Annotated in this window: 23 protein-coding genes, 1 tRNA gene and 3 pseudogenes; 11 read left to right on the forward strand and 16 right to left on the reverse strand. The window is 69.5% G+C overall.

Annotated elements, in window-relative coordinates:
• Positions 1–72: 72 nt before the first annotated feature.
• On the forward strand, positions 73–621 hold the full coding sequence (gene pyrE, locus J7656_RS14120) for an orotate phosphoribosyltransferase (RefSeq protein ID WP_017342274.1): 549 nt from the start codon (positions 73–75) through the stop codon (positions 619–621).
• A gap of 680 nt (positions 622–1,301) precedes the next feature.
• Here the strand turns inward: pyrE and J7656_RS14125 are convergent.
• Complete coding sequence (locus tag J7656_RS14125) at positions 1,302–2,264, reverse strand: AAA family ATPase (RefSeq protein WP_017342273.1); 963 nt, start codon at positions 2,262–2,264, stop codon at positions 1,302–1,304.
• Between the two features lie 164 nt (positions 2,265–2,428).
• Here J7656_RS14125 and J7656_RS14130 point away from each other — a divergent pair.
• Positions 2,429–2,513: transfer RNA gene (locus J7656_RS14130), tRNA-Ser, on the forward strand.
• 60 nt (positions 2,514–2,573) lie between these two features.
• Here J7656_RS14130 and J7656_RS14135 read toward each other — a convergent pair.
• The 3 genes from J7656_RS14135 to J7656_RS14145 are packed head-to-tail and all read right to left on the reverse strand — an operon-like array spanning position 2,574 to position 5,841.
• On the reverse strand, positions 2,574–3,197 hold the full coding sequence (locus tag J7656_RS14135) for a diacylglycerol/polyprenol kinase family protein (RefSeq protein ID WP_017342272.1): 624 nt from the start codon (positions 3,195–3,197) through the stop codon (positions 2,574–2,576).
• 4 nt (positions 3,198–3,201) lie between these two features.
• Positions 3,202–4,992, reverse strand: coding sequence for a glycine--tRNA ligase (gene glyS / locus J7656_RS14140; RefSeq protein WP_017342271.1), 1,791 nt, complete (start codon positions 4,990–4,992; stop codon positions 3,202–3,204).
• Positions 4,993–5,841 (reverse strand): CBS domain-containing protein, encoded by an 849-nt coding sequence (locus J7656_RS14145; protein ID WP_017342270.1) that lies wholly within the window; start codon positions 5,839–5,841, stop codon positions 4,993–4,995. It abuts the gene before it with no gap.
• A gap of 297 nt (positions 5,842–6,138) precedes the next feature.
• Here J7656_RS14145 and J7656_RS14150 point away from each other — a divergent pair, with 297 nt between their 5' ends.
• Positions 6,139–6,360: a DUF7556 family protein gene (locus tag J7656_RS14150; protein WP_017342269.1), complete on the forward strand. Its 222-nt coding sequence runs from the start codon at positions 6,139–6,141 to the stop codon at positions 6,358–6,360.
• Positions 6,361–6,413: 53 nt separating this feature from the next.
• Here J7656_RS14150 and J7656_RS14155 read toward each other — a convergent pair whose 3' ends face one another.
• From J7656_RS14155 to J7656_RS14165, 3 genes are all read right to left on the reverse strand, one after another.
• Complete coding sequence (locus tag J7656_RS14155) at positions 6,414–7,316, reverse strand: ketopantoate reductase family protein (protein ID WP_017342268.1); 903 nt, start codon at positions 7,314–7,316, stop codon at positions 6,414–6,416.
• A gap of 82 nt (positions 7,317–7,398) precedes the next feature.
• Positions 7,399–8,631: a pyridoxal-phosphate dependent enzyme gene (locus J7656_RS14160; protein ID WP_211553627.1), complete on the reverse strand. Its 1,233-nt coding sequence runs from the start codon at positions 8,629–8,631 to the stop codon at positions 7,399–7,401.
• Complete coding sequence (locus J7656_RS14165; protein WP_017342266.1) at positions 8,631–9,587, reverse strand: succinylglutamate desuccinylase/aspartoacylase family protein; 957 nt, start codon at positions 9,585–9,587, stop codon at positions 8,631–8,633. Before J7656_RS14165 ends, J7656_RS14160 begins: the two co-directional genes overlap by 1 nt.
• Before the next feature lie 150 nt (positions 9,588–9,737).
• Between J7656_RS14165 and J7656_RS14170 the strand changes: the two are divergent.
• A pseudogene (locus tag J7656_RS14170) lies at positions 9,738–11,914 on the forward strand (CHAT domain-containing protein).
• Here the strand turns inward: J7656_RS14170 and J7656_RS15285 are convergent.
• Positions 11,892–12,023 (reverse strand): DUF7503 family protein, encoded by a 132-nt coding sequence (locus tag J7656_RS15285; RefSeq protein WP_425490608.1) that lies wholly within the window; start codon positions 12,021–12,023, stop codon positions 11,892–11,894. The pseudogene J7656_RS14170 and the gene J7656_RS15285 sit on opposite strands and share 23 nt — an antisense overlap.
• 219 nt (positions 12,024–12,242) lie before the next feature.
• Between J7656_RS15285 and J7656_RS14175 the strand changes: the two genes are divergently transcribed.
• Entirely contained in the window at positions 12,243–12,491 is a 249-nt protein-coding gene (locus J7656_RS14175; protein ID WP_211553628.1) for a hypothetical protein, read from the forward strand.
• Positions 12,492–12,585: 94 nt separating this feature from the next.
• Positions 12,586–13,385: pseudogene (locus tag J7656_RS14180) on the forward strand (helix-turn-helix transcriptional regulator).
• Positions 13,386–13,403: 18 nt separating this feature from the next.
• On the opposite strand, the gene J7656_RS15130 reads toward J7656_RS14180, so the two are convergent.
• The gene (locus J7656_RS15130; protein WP_017342261.1) at positions 13,404–13,532 is read right to left on the reverse strand and encodes a hypothetical protein; all 129 of its coding nucleotides are present in this window, start codon (positions 13,530–13,532) and stop codon (positions 13,404–13,406) included.
• Between the two features lie 97 nt (positions 13,533–13,629).
• The gene (locus tag J7656_RS14185; RefSeq protein WP_004598163.1) at positions 13,630–14,163 is read right to left on the reverse strand and encodes an inorganic diphosphatase; all 534 of its coding nucleotides are present in this window, start codon (positions 14,161–14,163) and stop codon (positions 13,630–13,632) included.
• Positions 14,164–14,573: 410 nt separating this feature from the next.
• On the opposite strand from J7656_RS14185, the gene J7656_RS14190 reads away from it, so the two are divergent.
• Positions 14,574–14,924: a PadR family transcriptional regulator gene (locus tag J7656_RS14190; RefSeq protein ID WP_017342259.1), complete on the forward strand. Its 351-nt coding sequence runs from the start codon at positions 14,574–14,576 to the stop codon at positions 14,922–14,924.
• A 94-nt stretch (positions 14,925–15,018) separates the two neighbouring features.
• Here the strand turns inward: J7656_RS14190 and J7656_RS14195 are convergent, their stop codons facing one another.
• Positions 15,019–15,789, reverse strand: a complete 771-nt coding sequence (locus J7656_RS14195; protein WP_017342258.1) for a DUF7108 domain-containing protein — start codon at positions 15,787–15,789, stop codon at positions 15,019–15,021.
• Positions 15,776–16,372: a ribonuclease HI gene (rnhA, locus tag J7656_RS14200; protein ID WP_017342257.1), complete on the reverse strand. Its 597-nt coding sequence runs from the start codon at positions 16,370–16,372 to the stop codon at positions 15,776–15,778. The genes J7656_RS14195 and rnhA overlap by 14 nt, the downstream gene beginning before the upstream one ends.
• A gap of 140 nt (positions 16,373–16,512) precedes the next feature.
• Between rnhA and J7656_RS14205 the strand changes: the two genes are divergently transcribed.
• Positions 16,513–17,508 (forward strand): transcription initiation factor IIB, encoded by a 996-nt coding sequence (locus J7656_RS14205; RefSeq protein ID WP_017342256.1) that lies wholly within the window; start codon positions 16,513–16,515, stop codon positions 17,506–17,508.
• Between the two features lie 104 nt (positions 17,509–17,612).
• A pseudogene (gene nreA, locus J7656_RS14210) lies at positions 17,613–18,940 on the forward strand (DNA repair protein NreA).
• Positions 18,941–19,461: 521 nt separating this feature from the next.
• Here the strand turns inward: nreA and J7656_RS14215 are convergent.
• Both J7656_RS14215 and J7656_RS14220 read right to left on the reverse strand, forming a co-directional pair.
• Complete coding sequence (locus J7656_RS14215) at positions 19,462–19,758, reverse strand: DUF7130 family rubredoxin-like protein (protein WP_017342254.1); 297 nt, start codon at positions 19,756–19,758, stop codon at positions 19,462–19,464.
• 527 nt (positions 19,759–20,285) lie between these two features.
• Positions 20,286–21,281 carry a radical SAM protein gene (locus J7656_RS14220; RefSeq protein WP_211553629.1) on the reverse strand — a complete coding sequence of 332 codons (996 nt, stop codon included), beginning with the start codon at positions 21,279–21,281 and terminating at the stop codon, positions 20,286–20,288.
• Between the two features lie 166 nt (positions 21,282–21,447).
• Between J7656_RS14220 and J7656_RS14225 the strand changes: the two genes are divergently transcribed.
• Entirely contained in the window at positions 21,448–22,167 is a 720-nt protein-coding gene (locus J7656_RS14225; protein ID WP_211553631.1) for a DUF6517 family protein, read from the forward strand.
• Positions 22,168–22,259: 92 nt separating this feature from the next.
• Complete coding sequence (locus J7656_RS14230; protein ID WP_017342251.1) at positions 22,260–23,369, forward strand: DUF373 family protein; 1,110 nt, start codon at positions 22,260–22,262, stop codon at positions 23,367–23,369.
• A gap of 85 nt (positions 23,370–23,454) precedes the next feature.
• Here J7656_RS14230 and J7656_RS14235 read toward each other — a convergent pair whose 3' ends face one another.
• Both J7656_RS14235 and J7656_RS14240 read right to left on the reverse strand, forming a co-directional pair.
• Complete coding sequence (locus J7656_RS14235) at positions 23,455–23,637, reverse strand: hypothetical protein (RefSeq protein ID WP_017342250.1); 183 nt, start codon at positions 23,635–23,637, stop codon at positions 23,455–23,457.
• A gap of 94 nt (positions 23,638–23,731) precedes the next feature.
• Positions 23,732–24,832 carry a cell division protein CdpA domain-containing protein gene (locus J7656_RS14240; RefSeq protein WP_211553633.1) on the reverse strand — a complete coding sequence of 367 codons (1,101 nt, stop codon included), beginning with the start codon at positions 24,830–24,832 and terminating at the stop codon, positions 23,732–23,734.
• Between the last annotated feature and the right edge of the window lie 18 nt (positions 24,833–24,850).

A 24,850-nucleotide genomic window follows, 5' to 3' on the forward strand; every position in this document is an offset into this window, starting at 1 on the left:
TGCCCCGTAACGCGGTGCGACGCGTCCCCGCGTTCCGACCCGTTTATTGTCGGCCGGGGCCCTGTTCGGCGTATGACCGACGACGACCGACGACGCGAGCTGATCGCGGCGCTCACCGCCGCCGACGCCGTCCGGTTCGGCGAGTTCGAGCTGTCGCACGGCGGCACGAGCGACTACTACGTGGACAAGTACCTCTTCGAGACCGACCCGGACGCCCTGACGCTCGTCGCCGAGGCGTTCGCCGACCGGCTCGCGGACACGGACGCGAAGCTGGCGGGCGTCGCCCTCGGAGCCGTCCCGCTGGTGGCCGTCACGGCCGCGGAGCTGGGTCGCCCGTACGTCATCGCGCGCAAGCAGGCGAAGGAGTACGGCACGGGCAACCGGATCGAGGGCCGACTCGACGACGGCGAGGAGGTCGTCGTGATCGAGGACATCGCGACGACCGGCCAGTCCGCGGTCGACGCCGTCGAGGCGCTTCGCGAGGCGGGCGCGACGGTGGACCGCGTGTTAGTCGTCGTCGACCGCGAGGAGGGCGCCGAAGAGCTGCTAGCCGACCACGACATCGAGCTGGAGTCGCTGCTCACGGCGACGGAGCTGCTGGCGGAGCGGGACGCGGAGTAGATCGCGGCTTCTTCGGCTTTGTTAAAATTCTATTCTCCAGACATATTCTCATCTGAAACAGCTGTTCGATGAGAATTGCTTCTTGATCTTGTGCGGGAGTAGGTATAGTACGTCGTGAGTGTGGTCGTTTATAAGTCGGAGCGCGGTGTTACTGTCTGCTGTTTATAAGTGATCGACGCGGCCGCGGTGAATCCCTCCAAAGCCCCAGTCGCGAGGCGGCCGCACGCTCGCTGCGCTCCTCACTCGGTCGCTACCGCTCCCTCGTTGCGGTGCTTACGTCGCCTGCGCCCGCCTCGCGACTGCCCCTTTGAGTCCTGCCCCGCACAGCCCCGCAACCGCACCTCACACCTCCCCAGCCTCGCCGCTCACGCCCTGCGGGCGTTCGCGGCGTCCCTCGCGGACTGACTCGCGGCCTCCGCTTCGCTCCGGCCGCTCGCAGGCGCAGCGAGGCGCGACGCGCCTCTGGCAGCCGGCGGCGCAGCCGCCGGCGACGCCACCGCCTGCCATTTATAAACGGCCGTCGGTGCCGTTGGCGACTATTTAAATATCGAATCGTTGTAGCGATCTGCGATACCCACTCCCGCTATCGCTCACCACCACCCCTGTACTGAGCGATTGGGGGTGTGAAAATGTCAACTTCTGAGATTTTCAACAAAGCCGCTTCTTTTTAAATTGACGCCTCACGCCTCCGGCGCCTCCACCGTCGGTACCGCGACGCGGTCGAGCACGTCGGCGATCACGTCGCGCTCGTCGACGTCGTTGACCGCCGCGTCCGGCGTCAACACGAGCCGGTGGGCGAGCGTCGGCTCCGCGACGCGCTTCACGTCATCGGGCGTGACGAACTCGCGGCCGGCGATCACCGCGGCCGCGCGGGCGGTCTCGAAGAGGCGCTGGGTGCCGCGCGGGGAGACGCCGGCCTCGACGCGGCGGTCCTCGCGGGTCGCCCGCGCGAGCGACGCCGCGTAGCGCAGCAGGTCGTCCTCGACCCGGACCGACTCGGGCACCTCCCGCAGCGCCGCCACCGCGTCGGGGTCAAGCACGCGGTCGACCGTCGGCGACTGCTCGACGCGACCGGCGCGCCGCCGGAGCAGCTCAAGCTCGCCGTCCTCGTCGGGGTAGCCGATCGAGGTCTTGATCGTGAACCGGTCGAGTTGGGCCTCCGGCAGCGGGAACGCGCCCTCGCTCTCGACCGGGTTCTGGGTCGCGATCACGTAGAACGGGCTCGGCAGCTCGTGGGTGTCGCCGTCGACGGTCACCTGGCCCTCCTCCATCGCCTCCAGCAGCGCGGCCTGCGTCTTCGGCGGCGCGCGGTTGATCTCGTCGGCGAGGACGACGTTCGCGAAGATCGGCCCCGGAGAAAAGGAGAAGGAGCCGTCGCGCTCGTCGAACACGTTGGTCCCGGTGACGTCGGCGGGGAGGAGGTCCGGGGTGAACTGGATCCGCGAGAACTCCAAACCGAGCGCGGTCGCGAACGAGCGCGCGGAGAGGGTCTTGCCGGTGCCGGGCACGTCCTCTAAGAGGACGTGACCGCGGGCGAGAATGCCGAGCGTGACGCGGTCAAGGAACTCGCGGTCGGCGACGACCGCGCCGCCGACCTCGTCGACGACGCGGGCGCAGGCGTCGGCCGCTTCGGGGACGTCCATACCGGCCGCACGGGTGCCGGGCCGAAAAGCGTTGCCGGAACTTCGGACCGCAGTGCGGTTGGGCGGAGACACCCGGACCGCGGCGCGGTCGAGAAGAGATCCGGGGACCGCGACGCGAACGCGATCGAAACGCATAACAGCGGAACCGGCCAACGACGAGACGAGCCGAGGTAGCCTAGCCTGGCCAAGGCGGTAGATTCGAAATCTACTGTCCATTCGGACACCGGAGTTCAAATCTCCGCCTCGGCGCTTCTCTCAGTCCCGTTCGGCGAGCGGCGGCGCTGCCGTGTCCGTTCGCTCGGTCGTCCCCTACGCGATCAGCGACGCCGCGAGGAACATCCCGCCGGCGGCTGCGGGCGGGATGGTGAGGTTGTCGTCGACGGCGACCCCCCGGATCAGCGGCGGGAGCCCGTCGGCGATCGCCGCGGGGATCGCCCCCGCGAGCGCGACGATCACGCCGGGGTCGGGGCCGAACTCGGGGATCGCGTACGGGACGGCGATCCCGAAGCAGACGAACACCATCGCCGCCACCACGGAGAGCCGCTTCGGCTCCGTCGCGGCGTTTTCGCCGAGCCCGCCGCTTATCGGGTCGCCGACCGAGAGCATCCACATCGCGGGCACGGCGAACACGGGCGCGAACGCGAGCGCGGAGACCGCCATCCCGACCTGATAGAGGGCGTACCCCGCGATCCCGTCGGCCTCGTAGTCGCGGACGAGCGCGTCGTACAGCGGTTCGAGGGGACCGACCGAGTCGGAGAGCCGGAGGGTTTCGAGGACGGCCGCGACCGCGACGCTCACGAGGAGCAGCCGCCCGGTCGTCCGCCACGAGATCCAGCCTAAGAGGTACGGGACCGGGTAGAGGGTACCGCTCGCGTGGACGAGCCGCCGCTCGAACTCCACGCGCTCGCGCCACGCCGCCGCCGGGAGCGTCACGCCCTCAGTTCCCCTCGGTCTCGACGTCGGTGTCGACCGCGTCGTATCGGTCTGCGACCGACGCGAACGGCTCGCCCTCGCGGAGCGCGGTCAGCTCATCAGCGAGGTCGTCGACCGGGATCCGGACCTGCGCTGCGGAGTCGCGCTCGCGGAGCGTGACGGTGTCGGGGCCGTCCCCCTCGATGCCGTCGCGGTCGACCGTGACGCAGAACGGGGTTCCGACCTCGTCCTGCCGGCGGTAGCGGCGGCCGATCGATCCGGAGTCGTCGTACGCGACCGCGAGCCCCGCCGCGCGCAGGTCGGCCGCGACCTCGTCGGCGAGCGCGGTGAGGCGGTCGTCGTTCGTCACTAAGGGGAAGACGGCGGCGTCCTGCGGGGCGACCTCGGGTTCGAGGGAGAGGTAGGTGCGCTCCTCGCCGTCGACCTCGTCCTCGCTGTACGCGTGCGCGAGCAGCGTCTGGACGGTGCGGCCGACGCCGAACGACGGCTCGACGACGTGGGGCGTGATGTGCTCGCCGCTCTCGGTCACCTCCTCGACGGCGAAGTTCGCCACGTCGGCGTCGACCTCGCGCGTTTCCCCGTTCACGTCGACTGTCACTGTCTCGCCGTCGAAGGCGTCGGGGTCGCGCCCGGCGAGCGCTTCGAGCGCGTCGGCGACTGCGCCCGCGTCGCCGCCGAACTCCGGCCCGAGGACGGACATGTCGGGATCGACGGTCGCGCGCTCGACCGTCTTCGGCTCGTCGTAGCGCTTGAACACGGTGAACGCGTCGTCGCCGTACTCGTCGTGTTTCGAGAGGTCGTAGTCGCCGCGGTAGGCGAAGCCGGCGATCTCGATCCAGTCGCCGTCGACCTCGCTCTCGGCGTCCCAGCAGTCGGCCGCGTAGTGGGCGCGCTCGCCCGCGAGGTGCTGGCGGAACCGGAACCGGTCGAGGTCGACGCCGACGCGCTCGTACCACTCCTGGGCGACGCCGAGGTAGTAGCCGACCCACGGGGAGCCGATGACGCCCTCGTCGACCGCCTCGCCGACCGTCGTGTCGAGGTAGTCGCCGTCGTCGGCCTCCTGCTCGGTCGCGGGGTACAGCCGGACCTCGACGTCGCGCACGCGGTCGAGCGGCGGCTCGTCTTCCTCGGGGTCGATGAACTGCTCTAACTCGGCCTGCGTGAACTCGCGGAGGCGGAGCAGCCCGCCGCGCGGCGAGATCTCGTTGCGGTAGGCGGGGCCGATCTGCGTGATGCCGAACGGGAGGTTCCCGCGGGCGTACTCCTTCAATCGCGGGAACTCGACGAAGATCCCCTGCGCCGTCTCCGGGCGGAGGTAGCCCGGCTGGGCGTCGCCGGGACCGATGTCGGTCGCGAACATGAGGTTGAACGCCTCCACCGGCTGGCCGGCGAGCTCGGTGCCGCAGGCCGGGCAGGCGATCCCCTCATCGGCGATCAGCTCGGCGACCTCCTCGCCCGGGAGCGCCTCGGCGTCCTCGATCTCGGTGGCGTCCTCGACGAGGTGGTCGGCGCGGTGGGACTCGCCGCACTCGGGACACTCGACGAGCATGTCGTCGAACCCCTCCAAGTGGCCGGAGGCCTCGAAAACGGCCTCGGGCATGATCGTAGGCGCCTCGATCTCGCGGTTCCCCTCGCGGATGGTGAACCGGTCGCGCCACGCGTCCTCGACGTTCCGCTTGAGGGCAGCCCCCTGCGGGCCGAACGTGTAGAAGCCGGCGGTGCCGCCGTACGCGCCGTTCGAGCCGAAGAAGAACCCGCGGCGCTTCGCGAGTTCGGCGAGCGCGTCCGCGGCCATCTACAGCCCCTCCAGCAGGTCGACGTCCCGGACGATCCCGTCGAGGTCGGTGCCCGAGACGAGCGGGACCTGCTCGATGTCGTTGCTGATGAGCTCCTGTGCCACCTCCTTGGCCGTCCGCGTGGCGTTGACGGTGACGAGGTCAGCGGTCATGAAGTGGCGCACCGCCTCCGCGGGGATCTCGACGTTCCGGGTCGGGAGGTAGCGGGCGCCGGTCGCCTTGATCCCCTCCCAGGACCACTCGGAGTCCTCCTCGGCGATCGAGTCGCCGGTGCTCGCCTCGCCCTCGACGACGCGGGCGACCTCTAAGATGTCGACCTCGGTGAGCATCCCCGCGACCGCGGCCTCGTCGTCGAGGACGACCGCGTACGGGACGCCGGAGAGCGCGATCTCGCGCTCGGCGACCGGCAACGGCGTCCCGGCGTGGGTCGCGTTGACCTCGCGCGTCGCGAGTTTGCCCACCTGCGTCTCGCCGTCGACCTCGCCGCGGGCGATCGCCCGCACCACGTCGGTGACGGTGAGGATGCCGACCAGCTCGTCGCCGTCGACCACGGGGAGGCGCCGCGACCCCTCCGCGACCATCGTCCGCGCGGCGTCGACGATGTCGTCGTCGGCCCCGGCCGTCGGGACCTCGCGCATCAGCAGCGCGAGCTGGTCCTCGTCCGGCTGGTCGATCAGGTCGTCGCGCGTGACGAGCCCGCGGTACACCTCCTCGCCGTCGACGTCCTTCACGACCGGGACCGAGGAAAACCCGTGTTCTTGAATGTACTCCAGCACGTCGTTCCGGCTCCCGGGGATCTCGACGACGACGAGCTCCGAGCGGGGCGTCATGGCGTCTGCGACGTTCATGCCCGTCTTTCAGCGTGCCACCTCTTGTATACTGCGAAGGTGTGCGGAGCCGGCCCACCGACCCGCGGCGTCGGAGCGGCAGCGGGGCGACGACGGATCGGCGGCGACCGGGGCCGTCCGGCGGCGTCCCGCGAGGGGACGCGAGCCGATGAGAAACTCGACACGTTCGGGCATATCGTCGCCCGAGCGGCGGATTTTCGAGAGATACGTCGGCGACGTGTCCCCGGAATCCCCGATCCCACGGCGGATCCCGCTCTGGTTCGCAACTCTTATACGTACTGTGAACAATTCACAACCATGTCACGGAGTTCCACCCCTTGGGACGACCCGGACCCCGACCGTCGCCGGACGGCGCTACCGACGGACCCAGCGCTCGACGCCGCCGACGCGCCGGACGTGATGGCGTCCATCGACTCCTCGTCGTCGCGGCCGGAGCTCGTCATCGCGGACGTCTCGCGGGAGGACGCGTGGGTGTCGGTCGACGAGACCGACGCGACCGTCCTCGAGGAGTGGTGCTGAGCGCGTAGCGGCCCGGATCGCCGACCGCGCGGTGTTCTTTTCGGAGTTCGTCGTTACCCCTGACGGAGCCCGCGCGCCGCCTCCCAGCCGCGGATCAGGGACCCGATCGTCCGACACGTCGGCACCGGGACGCCGTGTCGGTCCGCCCGGTCGACGACCGCGCCGTAGACGGCGTCGACCTCGGTGCGCCGCCCGTTCGCGACGTCCTCGCACATCGACGACCGGTTCGCGGCGGTGTCGGCGGCGACGCGCTCGACGGCGGCGACCGCGCGGTCGTCGCCCAGGTCGACCCCGACCGCCCGGGCGACGCGGGCCGTCTCGCGGGCGGCCTTGCGGGCGACGTCGCCCGCGGGCCCGTCGAGCGTCGGTCCGTTCTCGGTCCGCGCCAGCGCCGAGGGACCGTTGATCCCGGCGTTGACCGCGAGCTTCTCGAATCGGCGCACCGGCATGTCCTCGGCGACGACCGTCTCGATACCGGCCGCGTCGAAGGCCGCGCCGACCCGCGCGGCGACGGGGCTCGCGCCGCCGGAGAGCGCCCCGACGACCACCTCGCCGACGCCGGTACAGGTGACCCGGCCCGGCTCCGCGAAGCGGGCCCCGTAGCTCGCGGTGCCGGCGAGCACCGTCGCGTCGAGCGCGGCGACCAGCCGCTCCTCGGTGAGCCCGTTCTGGAGCGAGCAGACCGCCCCGTACTCGCCGGTCGCGAGCGCCCGGGCGGCCGCGTCGGTGTCGTACGCCTTCGTCGTGACGAGCGCGAGGTCCGCGGCGCGGTGCCGCCCGTCGGTGAGCGCGCGCGGCGTGACGCGGACGTCCACTTCGCCGTCGATCCGGAGCCCGTCCTCCCGGATCGTCCGCATGTGCGGGTCGCGCCCGACGAGCGTCACGTCGTGGTCGCGCGCCAGCAGCCCGCCCACGAGGCTCCCGAGCGCGCCGGCGCCGTAGACGAGCACCTCCATGCGAGGACCGAGTACCGCCGACCGAATAGGGGTAACGGTGCGGCCGGTCGCCGTCCTGCGCGCACCGGGCAGAGCGCCCGGCTCAGCCCTTCAGGCCGCTCCCCGTCAGCGGCACGACAACGTCCTCGTCGGGCCCGACCTCGCCGCGCTCGCGGAGGGTCCGCAGCGCGGCGGGCGCGACCGCGCAGGTCGCTTCGGTATAAAAGCCGGCCGCGTGGAGCCGGTCGAGTTCGCGGGTCGCGGTCGCCTCGGTAACTGCGAGGGCGTCGCCGCCGGTCGCATCGATCGCCGCCCGAATCTCGCGGTCGCGGACCGGCTCTGCGATCTGGATCCCGTCGGCCGCCTCGTTGACCGTGCCGTCGGGAGCAGCCGCCTCCGGACCGTGGAGCGCCCGAACTATCGGGGCGACGCCGGCCGCCTGCGCGCCGTAGAGCCGCGGGACGGAGTCGGTCCAGCCGGCCCGTTCGAGCCGCCGGAACCCGCGGTAGGCGCCGAGGAACAGCGTCCCGTGGCCGAGCGGGGTTACGACGGCGTCTGGCGCCTCCCAGCCGCGCTGGTAGGCGATCTCGTACGCGACCGTGGCGGTCCCCTCGAAGAACGCCGGATTCCACGCGTGGCTGGCGTACCAAGCACGGTCGCCGTCGTCGGCGACGCCGGCGTCCGCGTCGTCACCCACGGCGTCGTCCCCCTCACCGAGCGCGGCGACGCACGCGTCAGTCACGTCACCTCGGCTCCCCTCGATCCGGACGGGCTCCGCGCCCGCCCGCCGGATCGCGCGGAGCTTCGACTCCTTGACGTCGACGGGGACGTAGATCTCGGCGTCGATGCCTGCGCGGGCGGCGTAGGTCGCGATCGCGGCGCCCGCGTTGCCCGAGGAGTCCTCGACGACGCGCTCGACGCCCAGCTCGCGGGCGCGGGTCAGCGTCGCGGTCGCGCCGCGGTCCTTGAACGAGCCGGTCGGGAAGACGTACTCCAGCTTGAACGACGCGTTCCACGGGGGGCGGTCGGTTTCCGCGTTCCCACCGGACTCGCGCCCCTCGTCGGCGTCGACGAGCGGCGTCATCCCCTCGCCGAGCGTCACGCGGTCGCGGGGGTCGTCGCCGACGGCGAGGAAGTCGTCGAACGCCCACAAGCCGCCGCGCGCGTCGAACGAGTCGGGGTCGGGCGCGGGCCCCTCGGGGGTCGGCGGGTCAGCGAAGTCGAGCGGGGAACCGCACCGACAGCGCCAGCGGTCGCGGTACGTCTCGCCGCACTCGGGACAGCGGAGCCGGCGGGGGGCGTGCGCTCTCCGATCCGATTCGTCAGAGGGCCCCATCAGTACTCGTCGACGTTGGTGCCGATCGAGCAGACGTACTCGCCGGCGGCCACCTGCGGGAGCCGGCGCGTCCGCCAGAAGATTCCGTCCGTGTCGGCGGTGACGCGGCCCTCTAAGGCGCCGAAGGTGTCGGTTACCTCGAAGAGGACATCGCCGGCGGAGACCCGCTCGCCGAGCTCGCGCTCGAAGCGGACTAAGCCGCCGGCCGGCGAGCCGTACTGGTCGAAGCCGCGGGCGCGCGTCTGCGATTCGAGGGACGCGTCGCCGTCGAGGAACCCGTAGTGGCGGAGCACGTTGAACACGCCCTCGACGCCGTACTGTATCGACTCCTCGTCCCAGCCGACGCAGCCGCCGAGCTCGGGGTCGACGGTGGGGATGCCGTGTTCCGGGCCGGCGCGGGCGAGCTGGCCGTCCGGGCCCTTGATGTCGAGGACGTGCCCGCAGCCGAACGCCTTCGCGAGCTCCAGGCACTCGCCGTGGAGGCGGTGGCGGACGCCGCAGCGCACGCGCGTCTCGTTTATCATCCGGCTCGTCGACCCCTGGTGAAGGTCGAGGATGTAGTCCGCGCGCTTGGCGATCTGGAACGTCTCGTGGGCGATCCGCTCGCTGGTCGTCCCGTCGGCGTCGCCCGGGTAGCCGCGGTTCATCTTCCGGTCGTCGACGGGGTTGCGGTGTTCCGCGGCCTGGAACGCGAAGTGGTTCACGATGCCGACGACGAGGACCGACCCGGACAGCTCGGCCGGATCGAGCCGCGGAACGACGCGGTTGACGACGCCTAACCCGTTCAGCTCGTCGCCGTCGCTCACCGCTTGGACGTACAGCGTCGGCCCGTCGGCAGCGCCGTTGATCGCGGCGACCGGCAGCCGGACGGGGCTCCCGTCCCGCATCTCCCCCACCTCGAGACGGCCCGTGTCCGTCTCGCCCGGAGAGGCGCGGGCCGTTCCCAGCGTTATCATTACGCGGAGGTGGGGCGGCCGGGACTTTATCCGTTCGGTCCGCGGCGATCCGACCGACGCAAGCTTTATCGCCGCTTTCCCTCAATGAGTGGTACCCACAACCGCCGCGGCGCCGGTCCCCGTCCGCCTCGACAACCGCGGCGAGTCCCCATGAGCATCGACATCGATCCACTGCGCGAGGCCGACGGGCTCACCGTCACCGACCACATCGAGAACACGCAGTTCGAGGTGTACACCGATCGGCCGGTCGAGCCGCGACCGCGTCCCGAGTCCGACCACTACTTCCCCGTCGACGCCAGCGTCGCGGTCGAGACCGGATCGATCGAGATTCCGCGGGTCGCTGTCGTTCAGGCCCGTGACGGTGACGGGGTACTGTTGACCCGGGGCGACTGTTACGAGATGCCACGGGACACGTACCACGTCGGAATCGACCCCGCCCCGACGAAGCTGTACCTCACGTTCGACTCTGGGTTCTCTGTCTCCACGACCGACCGGACCACGCGGATCGACCTCAACACGCCGAGCATGGTCGGGCTCGGCTTTCGATCGCTCCACCAGACACCGGCGGGGACCATCACCACCCCCACGGACCCGGAATCGCTGATGGACGCCGTCTCGCTGCTCGGCTCCGCGCTCCAGACGACCAGCCCGGAGCGGTCGTTCCCCACCCTGCGCGGGCATCCGCCGCTGATCGAGCCCGGCGACGAGTTCCGCGTCCCCGAGCGGGTCGAACCGGTCGACAGCGGCGTTCGGATCGTCGTCCCCCGGAGTACCGCTACCTCTACCCCGTCGTCTCGCTGGCGTACTACTTCGCGGCCGACGTGGTGCCGGGCGACGCCCCGCGGATCGAGGGCGACGGGTGGACGTATCCGCTCGAACCGGGGTTCGAGGAACGGACCGCGCAGGTGCTCAGGCAGTCGTTCCACATGGACTGTCTCGCCCGCACGGAGGGGTTCTACCCGGTCGACCTCCACGAGCGCGAGACGACGGACCTCGACCTCGACTGGGAGCGGCTGTACGACATCCCGCTCGCGGAGCGGCTCGGCGAGTACCTCGACGTTCCCTTCGAGGCGGTCGAGCCCGAACTCCCGCAGTGGACGCTGACGACCGACGTCCGTCCCGATCCGGAGAACGTGGAGATGCTCCCGTTCGTCGCCGGCGAGCTGTCGATCGTCCGCTCGCCGGAGACCGTCACGCCGGTGGACGACGACGGCGGCGTCGGCGTCGGCTTCTTCGGCGGTGCGGACCGAAGTTCGTCGGCGGCCACGAGGCGGGAAGTCCCGGTTGGCGGCGTCGGACCCAACGGCCCCGGTGACGGCGAGTTCGTGCGCGGTGGCGCGAGCGCGAAGACTACCCGCGGTGCGGACGCCTCCACGGAACGCGGCGCCGTCGCGGCGCAGACAGAGTTCGTCCGCCCGGAGCCCGTCGACACCGTCGAGCACGCGTGGGTCGGCGACGGCGTCCCGCTCGACGCCAACAAGGCGACGCTCGACGCGTACCACCGGCGGCTGGAGGCAGGGCAGGTCGAGCAGTCCCGGATCTCCGTCCTCGTGGTCTGTAACGACGACCAGATGCGCGAGGAGGGGAACGTCGCCGACCTCTACGGCCTCCGCGACATGGTCCAGTTCGACATCGAGGTGCGCCACGACCTCACCCGCGAGGAGATGCGCGAGGTGCTGGAGTCAGACGTCGACTTCCTCCACTACATCGGCCACGTCGACGACCGCGGGATGCAGTGCGCCGAGGAGTACCTAGATCTGACTGACCAAGATCTCGAGATCGGCGTCAGCGCCTTCCTGCTCAACGCATGCCAGTCTTACCAGCAGGGTGAGGCCCTCGTCCACCGCGGCTCGCGCGGCGGCATCGTCACCCTCTCCGACGTGGCGAACTCGCCCGCGACGAAGCTCGGCCGGATCATCGCCCGCCTGATGAACAGCGGGTTCAACCTCCGGACCGCGCTCCACGTCGCGAAGCGGGAGTTGATTACAGGTCATCAGTACATCGTGGTGGGCGACGGGGGGACAACGATCTGTCAGAGTCGGAGTGGAGCAGCACTCATTTTGAATATGGATCAACAATCTGACTCAACTTGGAATATATCAACTGAAATATTTCCCAATGGTCCATATGGTCTCGGATCGATGAGTTCACTAAATCTGGGGACAGTCAGCAAGAATTACTATGTCCCAAATGGCATTTCTGCCACAGGAATCTCTCCGGGTGAAGTATACGACTTCTTACAATTAGAGACGGTGCCGGTGTTCACTGATGGCGGTCTGACTTGGAGTGATGAATTATTGTCGTCTACGGACCAGGATCAACAGTAGCCATGTTCGCAGCCGCGGGCGCCGCCTGCGTCAGCAGCAGCAACGCACTGAACAGGACGCCGGCCATTTTCGGGTGCTCTGCCACGTAATCTGCCACACTTTCGTGCATATTCGAAAAGTATCAGGATAAATAAATATTAAGATTGTTCTGCGGTTGTATAATAGACATATTTAAATTAGTGATGTACTGTATTAAATACCAAAAGCACCGAATTTCGGTATTTCAGCTTATTTTGTCGGTACCGAACTGGTCGACGAAACCGCACTCTCCCACGGCGTCGACCGAGGACTGCGTTTTTTCACTGCCGGGCGCGGAACGTATCGTACCATGACCGACATCGAAACGGCGATCCGAGAGGCGTTCGAGCACACCGAGTACGACCTCGGCGACGTCGCGGTCAACCGCCGACAGGTCCGCGTGCCGGTGAGACAGGAGGGCGCCGACCCCGACGCGCTGCGGGCGGTGATAGAGGAGGCGCTCGGCGCGGACGCGCTCGCGGCCGTGACGGTAACCACGGAGCGCATCGCCGGCGAGGACACCGTCGGCACCGTCGTGTCGTTCCGCTACCGGGACTGACGCGGCCGACGGGCGGGCCGGGACCCGAGCGCGGCGCCCGGGCCTACAACGCGGTACGGTTAACAGGGCGGTACCCGTACACACGGATCATACGATGACGGCCGAGGACGGACACGACGGCGCACAGTACCTCGCCGGCTCGCCCGTTCGAGTCGCGATACTCCGGGCGCTGCGCGAGGAGCCGCGGCGCCCGGCCGAGCTGACCGACGCGGTCGACGCCACCCGAACGACGGTCCAGCGGATCCTCGCGGGGTTCCGCGAGCGCGACTGGGTCGTGAAACGCGGCGCCGACTACCGGGTGACGCCGACCGGGGAACGCGTCCACGACGCGTACGAGACGCTTCTGACGGAGGTCGAACGCGGCGACCGCTACGGCCGGTTCGCCGAGACGGTCGAGCGCGTCGGCGTCGACTTCCCCGCGGAGGGGATCCCGGACAGCGACCTCACGGTCGCGTCCGACCAGAACCCGCTGGCGGCCGTCGACCGCCTCACCGAGCTCTTACGCGAGAGCCGCGGGGCGGAGATCCGGGCCGTCTCTCCGGTCGTCCTCCAGCAGTTCAACGACGCGGCGGCCGCGGCGCTGGACGACGGCGCGAGCGTCGAGCTGATCGTCGACCGCGACGTGGTCGACGCGTCGGTCGCGGAGTTCGGCCCGGCGACCGACCGCGCGCTCACCGACGACGACGCGACGGTGTACGTGAGCGCCGAGCCGATCGAGTACGGGCTCGTCCGGTGTGACGACGTCGCGCGTGCGTGACCGCGTACGACGAGCGGAACAACCCGCGGTGCGTGCTCGAATCGACCGACGATCCGGTGGTCGACTGGGTCGACGACGCGTTCGCGTCGCTTCGAGACGACGCGACGCGGCTCTCGGCGGTCGTCGAACGCGCCTGAGAAGGGGAGCGGCGGCCGCTACGCCTCGTCGGTCGCGGCGTCGTCGTCGCCGGCGGCCGTCTCGGTCGTCGCGTCGTCGTCCGGGTCGAAGTTCGCGGGCACGACCGTCGGGTGATCGATGCCGACGGAGGGCGTGGTGGCGCTCATGGTTCTACGCGATCGTACGCGACTCTCACCCTAAAAATTACCCATAGGCATAACGCATCCGGGCGCGGGCGACGGATGCGCTCGGGTTATATCGGCGTTAGGCGACCTGCTCGTCGTACAGGTCCTGCGCGTGTTCGATGGCCTCCTTCGCCGCCGCCTTGTCCTCCCAGCCGAGCGTTTCGACCTCCTTGCCGGCCTCGAGGTTCTTGTAGGTCGCGAAGAACTCGTCTATCTCGTCGAGGGTCTGCTGGGGGATGTCCTCGAGGTCCTCGATGTGGTCGAACCGGGGGTCCTCGGTCGGCACCGCGATCACCTTGTCGTCCTGCTCGCCGTCGTCGTCCATCTTCATCATGGCGACGGGGCGGGCCTCGACGACGCAGCCGGGGAACGTCTGGTCCTCGACGAGCACCATCACGTCGAAGGGGTCCTCGTCGTCGTAGTACGACTGCGGGATGAAGCCGTAGTCGTACGGGTAGTGGACGTTCGAGTGGAGCACGCGGTCGAGCACGACGCCGGGGATGTCCTTGTCGTACTCGTACTTGTTCCGCTCGCCCTTGAGACACTCGACGACGGCGTAGATCTCGTCCGGCGCGTTCGGTCCCGTCTCGAGATCCTCCCAGAGGTTGGCCATGTGTCCGTTGGTGGGTGGAAGTCGGCCAAAGTCCTTTCGGGATCGCGCGAGCGCGTCCATCATCGGTCCCCGTCGCAACGACGGGAAGCCGGCGTCACTGACCCCCGTCGCAACGACGGGACGACGGCGCCACCGAACCACGAGGAACCGAGGTCGCGAGGGCGGACACCGGGCGAGGCCGGATCTCCGCGGTTTCGATCGTGAGCCGTACGCCGAGCGCGACCGACGATCCATCGGTCCACCCGCCGAAAGCGGAATCGATCAGTCGAACGCGTTCCATCGCCGGATACCACGAGCGTCCGCCGAGAGACCGTCGATACCGAGAGATCCGGACAACCGTGCGGGGTTACGCATCGCAACGGTCGTGAATGTTGAGAAAGATTATAAGTTCGGGTCCCCTCCCGTCAGGCATGTCAGAGGCACAAACAGTCACTGATGAATCGACGGCGGCAAGCGATCTCACGGCGTTCCAACAGAACATCCTCACGATCCTCGCCGAGGAGCCGATGTACGGCCTCGCCATCAAGCGGGAGTTAGAGGCGTACTACGGCTCCGAAGTGAACCACGGCCGCCTGTACCCCAACCTCGACGACCTCGTCGAGCACGGGCTCGTCGAGAAGAGCGAACTCGACAAGCGGACGAACCAGTACGAGCTCACCGACGAGGGCCACGACGTCGTCCTCGGCCAGATCGAGTGGGTCCTCGACCGGTTCGTCACCGACGAGGAACGCGCGGACGAGGTCCGCGCGCTGCTCGAGTAAGCCGGAGCGCCGGCACCCGCGCGGTATCGGTTTCCAACTGAAATTTTGGCACACGGCGCGGCGAAAGCCGCGTTCTCTCTCCGCCGAGCGACCGCTACGTCGAACCGTCGTCGTCGGCCGACTCTCGGTCGTCGAGGGCCTCGACCGCGACGGACTCGTCCACGTCGGCGGCGACGGACTCGATCACGGAGAGCGACTCGTCGACGGCGGCCAGTTGCTCGTCGGTCGGCCACCCGTTCCGGACGAAGTACTCCTCGCGGAACTCGGCGCGCATCTGCGGCGTGGCGTCGTCGACCGGGCGGACGTAGTGGTTGCTCATGAACGACGCGAACGTCTCCGCGGTCCGCGCGTGGACCTCGGCCTCGCACTCGCCGACCGCCGCGGCGACCGCCTCGTTGTACGCGGCCACCTCGCGGTAGCGGTCGGCGTCGCCCGGGCCGGACAGCGACACCTCGACCGCGCGGTCGGTGTCCTCGACGCGGTCGAGCTGGACCGTCCCCTCCTCCATCCACTCGTCGGGGTACAACACGAGCGTGTCGTCCTCGCCGCGGACGCGCGCGGTGTAGCCGTACTCGGTCGCGAGCGCGTCGCGCCGCTCGCGGTACTGGTCGGCCGCCTCCTCGATCTCGGGCGTCGGCTCCGCGGACTCGGCCTCGCGGGCGAGCCGGGTGAGCCGCTCCGCCTCGTCGACGGCCTCGACCGGCACGTCCGGGACGCGCTCCTCGTCGCGGTCGGGCGACTCTGCGGCGTCCGCGGGATCGTCCGCGTCGGCGGATCCGTTCGCCTCCGCGTCGTTCTCCGCCGCCATCATCTCCCGCGCCCGTTCCTTGGCCCACTCCGGCGGCTCGTCGTCAGTTCGCGTCATCGAGTGCCTCGTTCGCCAGATCGTCGGCGCGTTCGTTTATTTCCCGCGGTACGTGGGCGATCGACCAGCGGTCGAACCGCTCTAACAGCTCGCGGGCGCGGACCCGCCGCTCGCGGAGCTCCGGGTCGTTGGCGTCCCACTCGCCGCGGATCTGCTTGACGATGAGTTGGGAGTCGCCGCGGACGTCGACGGCGTCGAAGCCGTACTCGTCGGCCGCCTCCAGCGCGCGGATCAGCGCGGCGTACTCGGCCTGGTTGTTGGTGGCGCGGCCGATCCGCTCGCCGCCCTCGGCGACGACGCCGTCGGACGTGACAAGACACCAGCCGACCGCGGCCGGCCCGGGGTTCCCGCGGGAGGCGCCGTCGAAGTAGACGTGCGCGCGGCCGCCGCCGTCGCGCAGCAGGGCGGTCAGCCGCGTCGGGTCGCTCCCCTGAACGACGACCTTGTCGTCGTACGCGACCGCGACGGCCCCCTCTCGCTCGGCGCGCCACCGCTCGTGGGGGGTGTTCCCCTCGTCGATCCGGACGCCCTCGCCCGCGAGTCGCTCGCGCGCGGCGGCCGGGTCGCAGTCGATCGTCGGCATTCGTCCGGGTTCCGCGCCCGGCGAACAAAGGGCTGTCCGTCCGCTGTCCACAGGAGACCGACCGGGGGTCACAACCCGTGGTACTCTCCCACACGGTAACGAACTTTTAAGTTAAACCGTTTGGATAGTATATAAATGCGATGACACGGCCCACCCGGCAACGGGATCACGACCGGCAGCGCGTGGGGGACGAAGAGGCCGAGGAAGACGAGATCGACGTCGAGGAGGTCGAGGACATCGACGAGTTGGACCCCGAGGACTTCGATCCGGAGGACCTCACCCGGACGGCCGACGGGGAGCTGATACACGAGGAGACGGGGATGATCATCGAAGACGAGCAGATCGATCCCGGCCCGGAGTGGCGCGCGTTCAACCACTCGGAGCGGCAGGAGAAGTCGCGCGTCGGCGCCCCGACGACGAAGACGATGCACGACAAGGGACTGACGACGACGATCGACTGGAAGGACAAGGACGCCTACGGGCGCTCCATCTCCTCGAAGAAGCGGTCGCAGATGCACCGGCTGCGGAAGTGGCAGGAGCGGATCCGGACGAAGGACGCCGGCGAGCGCAACCTCCAGTTCGCGCTCTCGGAGATCGACCGGATGGCGTCGGCGCTGGGCGTGCCGCGCTCGGTACGCGAAGTGGCGTCCGTCATCTACCGACGCGCGCTCAACGAGGACCTCATTCGGGGGCGCTCCATCGAAGGCGTCTCCACCGCGGCCCTGTACGCCGCCTGTCGCAAGGAGGGCATTCCGCGGAGCCTCGAAGAGATTTCCGAGGTCTCGCGGGTCGACCGCAAGGAGATCGGCCGGACGTACCGCTACATCTCCCAGGAGCTCGGCTTGGAGATGCGCCCGGTCGACCCGAAGAAGTACGTCCCGCGATTCTCCTCGGAGTTAGAGCTCTCCGAGGAGGTCCAGTCGAAGGCCAACGAGATCATCGAGACGACCGCCGAGCAGGGACTGCTCTCCGGGAAGTCGCCCACCGGCTACGCCGCCGCCGCCATCTACGCGGCCTCGCTGCTCTGTAACGAGAAGAAGACCCAGCGCGAGGTCGCCGACGTCGCGCAGGTCACCGAGGTCACCATCCGCAACCGGTACCAAGAGCAGATCGAAGCGATGGGAATTCACAGTTAGGACGGTCTCGTGGTCGGTTCTCCCCTTTCCTGCTTTCTTTTTCGGGCTTCGCGTCCCGCCGCGCCGGAAACGTTCAAGCCGGTGCGCCGCCAACGCCGATCCGAATGCGGCTCGACGAGTTCATCGAGTTCGAGGCGAACGAGCGCGCCGAGCGGCGGCGCCTCGCCGCGGAGAAGGACTACGGGGTTCTCGACCACCTCGACTCCTTCGAGCGGCGCTTCGACGAGCATGTCTCCGACGACGCCGTCGTCGGCAGCGTCTCGCCCTCTATCTTCGTCGGCCGCGCGGACTACCCGAACGTCTCGACCGGCCTGCTCTCGCCCGTCGGCCGCGAGGAGCGCGCCGCGGCGTTCGAGACCTCCGCGGCGTGGTACGAGGAGGGCGTCTCCATCTCCGACGTGTTCGACCGCCGGACCAGCCTGCTCAACTCGACGCGCGGCGTCGACGTCGCGGACGCCGGCGTGACCGGCGGGGTGAAATCGGTCGGGAACGGCGGCGGCCCGGCCGAGAGCGTCCACGACGCGTGGAACGGCTGGCTCGGCGTCCAACGCGAGATCGCCATCGCGGACCGCCCGGTCGACGTGGAGATCGGCCTCGACGGTCGGCCGGACCTCGACTTCGAAGTCGGGACCGAGGACATCAAGACGCCGACCGGGCCGCGCGCCGCGGCGCGGACCGCGGACCTCGGCGAGAACCCCCACGTCCCGCAGCCGGTGAAGAAGACCTTGGAGGACGACGACTGGCGCGCCGAGGGCGCCATGACGTACCTCTACCGCCGCGGGTTCGACGTGTACGAGATCAACACGATCCTTTCAGCGGGCGCGCTCGGGCAGGGCGAGAACCGCCGGCTCGTCCCGACGCGCTGGTCGATCACGGCCGTCGACGACACGGTCGGGCAGTTCCTCCGCGGGTCGATCCGCGACAACCCGACCGTCGACCGGATCGAGGTCCACCGCAACGAGTACCTCGGCAACGCATTCTGGGTGATCTTGGTCCCGGGCCGCTGGGAGTACGAACTCGTCGAGATGAAATCGCCCGGCTCGATCTGGAATCCCGACCCCGAGGCGGGCGTCTACCTCGCGGCCGCGAGCGAAGGCCGCGAGGGGCGGACCGGCTACGTCGAGGAGACGGCGGGCGCCTACTACGCGTCTCGCTTGGGGGTCTTAGAGCACCTCGACGACCGCGGGCGGCAGGCGAAGGCGCTCGTCTGCCGCCACGTCTCCGACGACTACTGGGACCGGTCGGCGTGTGGCAGGTGCGCGAGGCCGTCCGCAACGCGTTCGAGGGCGAGTTCGGGGCCGCGGAGACGTTCGGCGAGGCGGTCCGCGGCGTCGCCGACCAGCTCCCCGTCTCGCTCGGCCGCCTCCGACGGAAGTCGACGATGGCCGCCGGGCTCCAGGCGAACCTCGGGGACTTCGTCGACGCGGACTGAGCCGGCCGGCGACGGTTACTTATAAACAACTGTGGAAGCGGTATCGTTTGTTTATAAAACGACGTGCGGTCGGCGCGCGCCTCCGAGCGGCCGCCCCCGGCGGCCGCGAGGAGCGCGTGCGAGGGACGCGGCGACCGGAGCGTAGCGGAGGGAGCCGCGAGGCTGGGGAGGCGTGAGGCTGCGGTGCGGGGCGGTCGGGTGGGACTCGAAGGGGCAGCCGTGAGGCGGGCGCAGGCGACGTAAGCACTGGAAGGAGCGAGCAACGCGAGCGACTGAAGCGCGCAGCGAGCGTGCGCCCGCCTCACGGCTGGGGCTTCGACGGTGTTCGTGTCGATGAGCAGATTATAAACTGTAGTGTCGTACAGCCGAGCGGCTGGGGCTTCGGTGGTGTTCGCAGTGAATCCGCTAGTGGCGATTTATAAATAAACGGCTGGGGCTTCGATGGTGTTTGCTGCGTCAACGCGGTCAGCTATTTATAAATAAACGACGAGAACGAGAGCGGGGTTCCCGCCGTCGTCGTCTCAGTCCTCGGCCCAGTAGTACAGCTCCTCGCGGGGCGCGTCGCAGTTCGGGCAGTTCGCGGGGAGCTGGTCGCCGATCTCACCCATCTCGCCGCACTCCCAGCAGCGCCACATCACGTAGGCGGTGCCGAACACGTCGCGCGCATCGGTGAGCGCCAGCGTGTCCGTGCCCGACGGCGACGCGACGTAGAAGCCGTCGTCGTCGACCCCCCGGATCGACCCGAGGCGCTCGCCGTCCTCGTTGTACACCTCCTGTCCGATGCTCACGTTCGCGAAGACGGGATCGTCGGTGGCCATGCGCGACCGTACGCGTTGATCCCTCATAAGTGTGGGAGCAGATAACACGACTCGTGATGAATGTCCGACCACGGATCGACGGTGAACGCCGCCAAATTCCCAGCCACTTGTTTATAAATGACTGCCAACGGATCGGCAGTGAACACCGCCAAAGCCCCAGCCGCTCGGTAATAAATCGCTGACGGAGAATCGACGGTGAACACCGCCAAAGCCCCAGCCGTGAGGCCGCCGTACGCTCGCTGCGCGCTTCACTCGGTCGCTCACTCCGTTCGCTCCCTCGTTCCAGTGCTTGCGTCGCCTACGGCGGCCTCCCGGCTGCCCCTTTGAGTCCCACCCCGTACGGCGACTGCACCTCACGCCTCCCCAGCCTCGTCAGCCGGCCTCCGCTACGCTCCGGCCGACTGACTCCCTCGCACGCGCTGACTCGCGGCCTCCGCTTCGCTCCGGCCGCTCGCAGGCGCGCGCCACCGCTGTCCCCGCGGGTAACGAACGAGAGTCGTTGACAATGAGAATCGAAATCTGCTCGTTCAGGCGACCGGGGTCCGCTCGACGACGGTGCCGTCGACGGTCGGGTACTGCTCGACGATCTCGCCCTCGGCGAGGTCGCCGTCCTCGACCATCTCTTCGAGGAGCCACCACGCCACCTCGACGTGGTCCGACTTCACCGTGTAGAACTCTTCGGGGACGCCGAGCGACTCGAACCGGTCGGCGTCGGCGAACGCCTTCCCGTAGACTAAGGTTCCGTCGTCGGTCACCTCGTCGAACTCCCGACGGATGTTCTTCGCCATGCGCTTGAGGCGGTTCCGGTGCTGCGCGGCGTCTTTGAACACCGAGGTACAGAAGTACACCTGCTCGTGGCTCGCCATCTCCTCGAGGATGGCGTCCTTCGACCCCTCGACCGCGGACATGTGCCCCTCCTGAAGCTCGAACCCCTCCTCTTGCATCCGGCGGTAGTTCCCGTCGGACATCTCGAACTCGTTGATGTTACAGAACTCCGCGGCGCCCTCGTCGAGGAATTCCAAGAACTCCGGCTCCGCGCGGATCCCGGGAATCTCGAAGGCGGGGGTGAGCCCCTCCTCGCGGGCGATGTACAGGATCTCCTCCCATTCGGTCCCGTGCATGTCGCCCCACAGCTCCACCGGCGGATGGAAGCGGATCTCGTCGAGGCCGGCCTCCGAGAGCTTCCGCATGTTCTCGCGGCCGCCCGTAATTCCGGTGTAGAGGTGCGTGTGGTGGTCCTCGCCGAACTCGTCTTTCAGCAGTTCGAGGTACCGGGTCGTCTTCGCCATCGCCTCCTGGGGCTCGCCGCCGGTGATCGAGGTGCCGAGCGCGCTCATGCGCTTGGCCTCCTCGATCACGTCCTCGTCGGACTCGACTTTCCGCTCGTTGGCGTACACGTCGGTGACGTTCTTCCGGTTCTCTCCGAGGGGGCAGTAGAAGCAGTCCCGCTGGTCGCAGTACCCGTAGACGAAAAGCACCATCTTCCCGCCCTTGGCGCACTGTTCACAGCCCTTGGAGATCATCTACCCCCTTCTACCGGCCGCGACGTGAAAAAGCGTGCGAAGCGCGGAGTCGGGCGAGAGCGGTTGTCACGGCGGCGTGTTCGGGCAGGCCAGCGGTCGGCGGCGCCCGAGACGACCGACCGGTTCAAACACAAAGTATGTACCCCCGCCGCCGCCAGTGGCGGGCATGGACCGAGACCCGACCGACGACGACGCCGAGACCGAGACACCGAGCGACGCGGTCACGCGCCGCCGGGCGCTCGCCGCCGGCGGCGCGGTCGGACTCGCAAGCCTCGCCGGCTGTACCGCGCTCGACGTCGCGACCGGCGACGGGCCCGCGGAGTTCGCGGCGGGCACCGCGACGGTGGCCGACGCGACCCTCTCGGAGAGCGGATACGAGCTCAACGAGGTCTCCGACGAGGTGATCTCGCGCGAGGTGGAGGTCGCCGGACAGACCCGCGAGGTCCGCGTGACGAACACCGTCGCCGAGTACGACAAGGCCGTCGAGCTGTTCGGCGAGCGCTACCAGGCCGCCGTCTTCGCCGCGGTGACGACGCCGCAGATCGAGGTACTCGGCCGGGCGCTCAATCCGATCGCCGAGCTGGGCACCCGCGAGCGCGCCGAGCTCATCCTGAGCCGGTACGAGGGGGTCGGCGACCTCGAACGCGGCTCGGAGTACTCCACAGAGGTCCTCGGGTCCGACGCCGAGGTCGTCGTGTACACGGCCGACGGCGAGATCGAGGGGACCGGCGCGGACACCGAGCTGGAGCTTCACATCGGCGAGCCGGTCGAGGTCGAGGACGACTTCGTCCTCCCGCTGGCGGCGTATCCGGCCGCGTTCAGCGACGGCGAGAACGTCCGCCGCATGATGAACGGGCTCGAACACGAGCCAAACGAGGAGGAGTGACGGAGCGACCGTTCGGGCCGACGCGGTCGCCGGGTTCGCCGGGCGCGACCCGAGCCGAAAACATATGCCGTCCCCCCGCGTAGCCTCGAACGATGCTGCTCGTCCTCTGTGTCGACCTCGACGACGACCTCGGCCGCAAGACGGGGATCCCCACCCCCGTCATCGGCGCCGACGACGTCACCGAGGCCGCGGTCGCGCTCGCGACCGCCGACCCCGAGGACTCCGACGTGAACGTCCTCTTCCAGGGCGTCAACGTCCATGATGAGCTCGCCGCCGAGGGCGAGGCCGTCGAGGTCGCGGCCGTCACGGGCGTCGACGGCCCGGACGTGAAGGCGAACCGCGCGGTCGGCCAGGAGGTCGACCGCGTGCTCGCCGAGCTGTCGACCGGCGAGGAGGTGTCGGCGGTCGTGATCACCGACGGCGCCCAAGACGAGTCCGTCCTCCCCGTGATCCGCTCGCGGATGCCGATCGACGGGATGCGCCGCGTCGTCGTCCGGCAGGCGCAGGACCTCGAGTCGCTCTACTACACGATCAAGCAGGTGCTCGCGGACCCGGAGACGCGCGGCACAATCTTAATCCCGCTGGGCGTGGTCCTCCTCATCTACCCGTTGGTCGTCGTCGCCAACCTCTTCGACGTGGCCGGCGCGGCAGTGCTGGGAATCCTCTCCGGCGCGGTCGGGCTCTACTCGCTGTTCCGCGGGCTGGGGCTCGAAGACACCGTCGACGGGACCGCCGAGAGCGTCCGCAACGTCCTCTACACCGGCCGCGTGACGCTCGTCACCTACGTCGTCGCGCTCGCCTTAGTCGTCGTCGGCGGGGTTCAGGGCGTCGACACCGTCGACGTCGTCCGGACCGCGCAGGGAAGCCCGCTCGCGGCCGGCACCGCCCTCGCTGCGTTCGTCCACGGGTTCGTCCAGTGGCTCGGCGTCGCGGGCGTCACCTCCAGCCTCGGGCAGATCACCGACGAGTACCTCGCCGGTCGGTTCCGGTGGCGCTACCTCAACGCCCCCTTCTACGTGGCCGCCATCGCCGTCGTGCTGTTCGCGGTCTCCGGCTTTTTCCTCCCGGACGCGCCCGGCGTGACGGCGCTCGGGCTCTCGGAGCTGGCGATGGCGCTCGCGGCCGGGACGCTCATCGGCGTGTTGAGCACGCTCGCGTTCGCCGTCGCGGAGTCGCAGCTCCCCTCCGCGGAGCCGGTGTAAGGCCCTCTGCGCCGAGGCGCTCGCCTCGACCCGTCCGAAATCCTCGGGTTGGAGCGGGACCAACCGATATCGGCACCGGAGACGCTCAGGCCGAGCCGGTCTGCCAGCCGATGAACCGGTCGAATCCGTACGTGAACCCGACGTACAGCGCGACGAACACGACCCAGCGGAACACGTCGAACGTACCGGTGAACGCGAGGACGTTGAAGATGTACGATAGCGACGCCCCGACGAATCCGGCGAGGAAGAGGGTCCTGCGGTCGTCCATACGGGCCCGTCGGCGGAGCGTGAGTTAGCTCTTGTGCCGGGCGAGCGCGGACGGTCGCACGGTCTCGTCGGCGTTCTCGCGGCGGCGAGCGCGCCTATCGCGGCGTCCAGGAGTCGCACGCCTCCATGTCGTCCATCAGCTCGTCGTAGTGCGCGCAGTAGGGGCGCATCCCGTCGTCCGTCCGGACGTAGTCGAACTTCGCGCAGTTGCCGCAGTAGGTGTCGCCCGGGCCGTCGCGCGCGGCGGGGGCGCCGGGCGAGGGCGCGGACTCCGGCGTCGACGGCGAGGACGGCCCCTCCGGTCCCGCCTCGTCGAGCGGCGAGGAGATGTCGGTGTCGGCGCTGCCGCCGTCGCTCACGCCCGCCGAGCCGGACATGGGGGATCCGCCCGTCCCGGACCGGCCCGCGTCGGTCGTCCGCCCGCCCGCGCCGGAGCCTCCCGCGCCGCTCGACCGGCCGCCGGTGGTGTCCGACGCGCCGGTGCCGGTCGCCGCTCCGGAGTCGGCCGTCGTCCCGGGGCCGGACGCCGCGCCGGCGGCGTCTCGGTCCGCCGACCGGTTCGCGTCGCGCGCCGACCGGTTCGCGTCGTCGGGACGGTTCGTCTGCGTCTCCACGTCGCCGTCGGGGGTGCCGCCGAGGAGACCGACGCCGCCGCGGCTCCCCAGCTGGTCGCGGGGGACCTCGACGACCTTCGTCTCCCCTTTATGGGTCACCTCCATCGAGACGGTGCCGCCGGGGTCGTTGCGGGTCTTGAAGTTGGCGACGCCGACGAACACGCTCCACAGCGTCGTCGCGGCGCCGAGGAAGTAGACGCCGGCGGTGTGGAGGGTGAGGTTCGGGAGGTCCGGGCGCGGCCCGCCGACCCACCGTTCGGGGTACGCGTAGGTGAAAACCGCCACGCCGAGACACATGACGGCCGCGCCGACGACCGCCGCGGCGTAGGTGTTGCGGTCGGCCGGCAGCACGGCCATCACGCCGATCAACACGAGCGGGACGCCGATGCCGCCGAGGATCCCGCCGAGCTCCCGGGCCGCGGCGGAGCTGTACCCCGCCGGCACCGCCACCTCGGCCGCCGCGAGGATGCCCGCGACGAGGAGCAGCGCCCCCGCGGCGAACGATCCCACGCCGAGGTACAGCCGCCGCGGGTCGGCCCCGGAGCGCCCCCGTCCACCGTACGCCTCCGAGAGACTGGTCATAGGCGGGGTACGTCGTCC

Origin of the sequence: Halorubrum ruber (assembly GCF_018228765.1) — an archaeon.
In the GTDB taxonomy this organism is placed as follows: Archaea; Halobacteriota; Halobacteria; order Halobacteriales; family Haloferacaceae; genus Halorubrum; species Halorubrum ruber.

What these genes read in the sequence shown, in the direction of transcription:
- J7656_RS14220 (WP_211553629.1), bottom strand. Translation starts at nt 21,281, where the DNA reads ATGATCTCCAAGGGCTGTGAACAGTGCGCCAAGGGCGGGAAGATGGTG.
- J7656_RS15130 (WP_017342261.1), bottom strand. Translation starts at nt 13,532, where the DNA reads ATGAGCGCCACCACGCCCTCCGTCGGCATCGATCACCCGACGGTCGTG.
- glyS (WP_017342271.1), bottom strand. Translation starts at nt 4,992, where the DNA reads ATGGCCGCGGACGCGCTCGCCGAACTCGCGAAGCGCCGCGGGTTCTTC.
- J7656_RS14235 (WP_017342250.1), bottom strand. Translation starts at nt 23,637, where the DNA reads ATGGACGACCGCAGGACCCTCTTCCTCGCCGGATTCGTCGGGGCGTCG.
- J7656_RS14150 (WP_017342269.1), top strand. Translation starts at nt 6,139, where the DNA reads ATGTCACGGAGTTCCACCCCTTGGGACGACCCGGACCCCGACCGTCGC.
- J7656_RS14165 (WP_017342266.1), bottom strand. Translation starts at nt 9,587, where the DNA reads ATGATAACGCTGGGAACGGCCCGCGCCTCTCCGGGCGAGACGGACACG.
- pyrE (WP_017342274.1), top strand. Translation starts at nt 73, where the DNA reads ATGACCGACGACGACCGACGACGCGAGCTGATCGCGGCGCTCACCGCC.
- J7656_RS14225 (WP_211553631.1), top strand. Translation starts at nt 21,448, where the DNA reads ATGGACCGAGACCCGACCGACGACGACGCCGAGACCGAGACACCGAGC.
- J7656_RS14175 (WP_211553628.1), top strand. Translation starts at nt 12,243, where the DNA reads ATGACCGACATCGAAACGGCGATCCGAGAGGCGTTCGAGCACACCGAG.
- J7656_RS14190 (WP_017342259.1), top strand. Translation starts at nt 14,574, where the DNA reads ATGTCAGAGGCACAAACAGTCACTGATGAATCGACGGCGGCAAGCGAT.
- J7656_RS14155 (WP_017342268.1), bottom strand. Translation starts at nt 7,316, where the DNA reads ATGGAGGTGCTCGTCTACGGCGCCGGCGCGCTCGGGAGCCTCGTGGGC.
- J7656_RS14195 (WP_017342258.1), bottom strand. Translation starts at nt 15,789, where the DNA reads ATGACGCGAACTGACGACGAGCCGCCGGAGTGGGCCAAGGAACGGGCG.
- J7656_RS14145 (WP_017342270.1), bottom strand. Translation starts at nt 5,841, where the DNA reads ATGAACGTCGCAGACGCCATGACGCCCCGCTCGGAGCTCGTCGTCGTC.
- J7656_RS14125 (WP_017342273.1), bottom strand. Translation starts at nt 2,264, where the DNA reads ATGGACGTCCCCGAAGCGGCCGACGCCTGCGCCCGCGTCGTCGACGAG.
- J7656_RS14160 (WP_211553627.1), bottom strand. Translation starts at nt 8,631, where the DNA reads ATGGGGCCCTCTGACGAATCGGATCGGAGAGCGCACGCCCCCCGCCGG.
- J7656_RS14205 (WP_017342256.1), top strand. Translation starts at nt 16,513, where the DNA reads ATGACACGGCCCACCCGGCAACGGGATCACGACCGGCAGCGCGTGGGG.
- J7656_RS15285 (WP_425490608.1), bottom strand. Translation starts at nt 12,023, where the DNA reads ATGCACGAAAGTGTGGCAGATTACGTGGCAGAGCACCCGAAAATGGCC.
- J7656_RS14240 (WP_211553633.1), bottom strand. Translation starts at nt 24,832, where the DNA reads ATGACCAGTCTCTCGGAGGCGTACGGTGGACGGGGGCGCTCCGGGGCC.
- J7656_RS14185 (WP_004598163.1), bottom strand. Translation starts at nt 14,163, where the DNA reads ATGGCCAACCTCTGGGAGGATCTCGAGACGGGACCGAACGCGCCGGAC.
- J7656_RS14230 (WP_017342251.1), top strand. Translation starts at nt 22,260, where the DNA reads ATGCTGCTCGTCCTCTGTGTCGACCTCGACGACGACCTCGGCCGCAAG.
- rnhA (WP_017342257.1), bottom strand. Translation starts at nt 16,372, where the DNA reads ATGCCGACGATCGACTGCGACCCGGCCGCCGCGCGCGAGCGACTCGCG.
- J7656_RS14215 (WP_017342254.1), bottom strand. Translation starts at nt 19,758, where the DNA reads ATGGCCACCGACGATCCCGTCTTCGCGAACGTGAGCATCGGACAGGAG.